This window comes from Chitinophaga sp. (assembly GCF_036569185.1).
Lineage (GTDB): Bacteria > Bacteroidota > Bacteroidia > Chitinophagales > Chitinophagaceae > Chitinophaga.
Genome location: NZ_DATCRD010000314.1, coordinates 1 through 2,990, shown reverse-complemented (window position 1 = coordinate 2,990; position 2,990 = coordinate 1). Strand labels below are relative to the sequence as shown.

At 50.2% G+C, this 2,990-nt stretch carries 2 protein-coding genes; both read left to right on the top strand.

Annotated elements, in window-relative coordinates; genetic code table 11:
- Nucleotides 1-334, top strand: a 334-nt coding sequence (locus VIM72_RS24170) for an efflux RND transporter periplasmic adaptor subunit (RefSeq protein ID WP_332005390.1), incomplete at its 5' end; no start/stop codon positions are given.
- A gap of 39 nt (nt 335-373) precedes the next feature.
- Nucleotides 374-2,990, top strand: a 2,617-nt coding sequence (locus tag VIM72_RS24165; protein ID WP_332005389.1) for an efflux RND transporter permease subunit, incomplete at its 3' end; no start/stop codon positions are given.

The window sequence follows — 2,990 nt, the reverse complement described above, 5'->3', positions numbered from 1 at the left end:
GGCTGATGCCAGCTCCCGTACCTACAGTGTGAAAATAAAGCTGAACAACCAGCAGGGCCGGCTGCTTCCCGGTATGCTGGCTGCTATCAACCTGCACACCGGCGGCACCGTTAGCGCGCTCACCGTACCTGCTACCGCAGTAGTAAGGGATGCAGACGATATCACCTATGTGTTTATTGCCAATGCACAACATAAAGTCGTTCGTAAGCGCATTACTGTAGGCGCGCTCACCGGCAAAAATGACGTAGTGGTAACCGCAGGATTAAACGGCGGTGAGCAGGTAGTGACCGCAGGACATTCCAATCTTAAAGATGGTACCGCCATCAGCCTGTAGCATTAAACAATTTTTATTTAGTCCGATAATCCTGGAAGAATGAAAAAAAGAAAGATAAGCTTCATTGAGGCCGCGATGCGGTATAAACAGGTGACCATCGTGGTAACAGTGCTGCTGCTCCTGCTGGGTATCTACTCCCTGCAGAATATGCCGAGGTCGGAAAACCCGAAAATAGATATGCCCGTGGCCATGGTATACGCCTTTTACCCCGGCGCAGATGAAATACAAATGGAAAAACAGGTGACCAATAAAATAGAGCAATACCTGTTTTCCTTTGAAGAAGTAAACAAAAGGAAAACCAGGTCCCAAACAAAAGACGGACAGGTTTTCATTACCGTTGAATTAAACACCAATATCAAAGACCGGAAAAAATTCTGGAGCACCCTGCAGCATGGCCTTAACGCCATGGCGCAGCAAACGCTTCCCTCCGGCGTGATAGGCCCGGTGGTGAACAGCAACTTTGGCGATGTAACCGCACAAATTATTACCGTATCCTCCAATCAACGCAACTATGCGGAAATAGAAAAATACCTGGATAAAATAGAAGACGGGCTCAAGATCATACCGGAAGTGTCCAAAATAAACAGGTCCGGCGGCCAGAAGCAACAACTGTATGTTACCATAGATGATCAGCAAATGCAGCAGTATGGTTTTGACCTGTCTACTATTGTCCGGACCCTGCAAATGCAGAACATAACCGGCTATTCAGGGGAAATGACCATCAGTTCAAATACCTTCCCGGTATTCACCAACAGCCAGTATAAAACAGCAGCAGACATCGCATCGCAGATCATTTATACCACGCCCCAGGGCACCGTGGTACGGTTAAAAGACGTCGCAAAAATTGAACGCCGCTTTGAAGAGCCATCTTCGTTTATCCGTATAGGTGACGACAAGGTAATGATGCTGGCCATTGAAATGCAACCGGGCAACAACATTGTGCAGTTCGGTCATATTATACAGGATAAGCTGAAAGAGATCGGAAGTGAATTCCCGGAAGATGTAAAAATAACCACCATCGTAAACCAGCCGGAAGTGGTGGACGATAGTATCCGTCACTTTATGAAGGAGTTTGGCTTAGCCATTGCTTCCGTGATCATAGTAGTGATGCTATTGCTGCCGGTGCGCGTAGCTGCCGTATCCTCGCTGGCAGCGCCCATTTCCATCCTCATCACTTTCGGGTTGATCAATATCATGGGCATTGAACTGCACCAGGTAACCCTTGCCGCGCTTATTATAGTGCTGGGCATGGTGGTAGACAATGCCATTGTGGTGGTCGACAATTATATTGAAAAACTGGATGAAGACATTACGCCATGGACAGCCGCCTGGCAGGCGGCCAGGCAGTTATCGCTGCCTATCTTCACTGCTACGCTGGCTATTATCTTTGCATTTGCGCCGCTGGCACTGTTCATGAACGGTATCTCCAAAGATTTTATCGCCGCCCTGCCGGTAACCATTGCCGTGGCGCTCATTACCTCTATGGCAGTGGCCCTGCTGTTAACCCCATACACCTGCTATGTTTTTATTAAGAAAGGGCTGAAACACAAAGTAAGCACCACCAAACAAAGGAAAAGCCTGCTGGACCGTTTGCAGAACACCTTTAACAAAGGCATCGAACTGGCTTTCCGTTTTCCAAAGACAACAGTGGGCATCGCCGCAGCAGCTATTGTACTGTCGCTGGTTCTGGCCGGGAAAGTAAAACAGGAATTTTTCCCGCTGAGCGAAAGCAAACAGTTCAACGCGGAAATATGGATGGCCAACGGTACTTCCCTTGAAGAAACAGAGCGGGTAGTAAAGCTGGTGGAAAAAGAATTACAGAAAGATAAACGCGTTGTCAGCATCGCCAGTTTTGTGGGTACCAGCTCTCCCCGCTTCAACGTTACCTACGCACCGGAAATGCCACGCAGGAATTTCGCACAGATCTTTATCACCACCTCCGGCAACGACGCCACCAACGACCTTGTAAAGGAATACCTGCCCAGGTTTGAAGGGTTTGTGCCCAACGGGTATATCCGCCTGCGGCAACTGAGCATGCAGGAAGGCTCCCCGCTGGCCGTTCGTATAATAGGCGAAGACCTGCACGACCAAAAGCGTGTAGCCGCACAGGTGACAGACATCCTGCAGCATACGCAGGGCACCAACTGGGTGCGCTCTGATTATGAAGACGATTACCTGGGCGTAAGCCTGAAAATAAAAGAAGACGCCGCCGCCAGGCTCGGCGTTCCCAACCAGCTGATCACCCAAACTATTGGCGCCGGCCTCAAAGGTTTTGCCGTATCCCAGATATGGGAAGGCGATAAGCCCATCGACATCTTCCTCCGGCTGGATACCAGCAACCGCCGGGCTTTCAGCGACCTGGGCAATCTTCATCTCATCAGCACCTATGGCAGCAAGGTACCGTTGAAAGAAGTAGCGGAGCTCACTCCTTCCTGGCATACCGGCGTCATTGCCCACCGGAACGGTATCCGTACCCTTACCGTACTGTCTGAAGCGCAAATGGGCATCATGGCTTCCGAAATACTAAAGAAAGCGCAGCCCGAAATTGAGAAGCTGCAGCTGCCACCGGGGATCAGTATCCAGTATGGCGGCGATGCGGAATCCTCCGGTGAAAACGCCCCCGGTATGGGCATGGCGCTGGGCACCAGTCTTATAC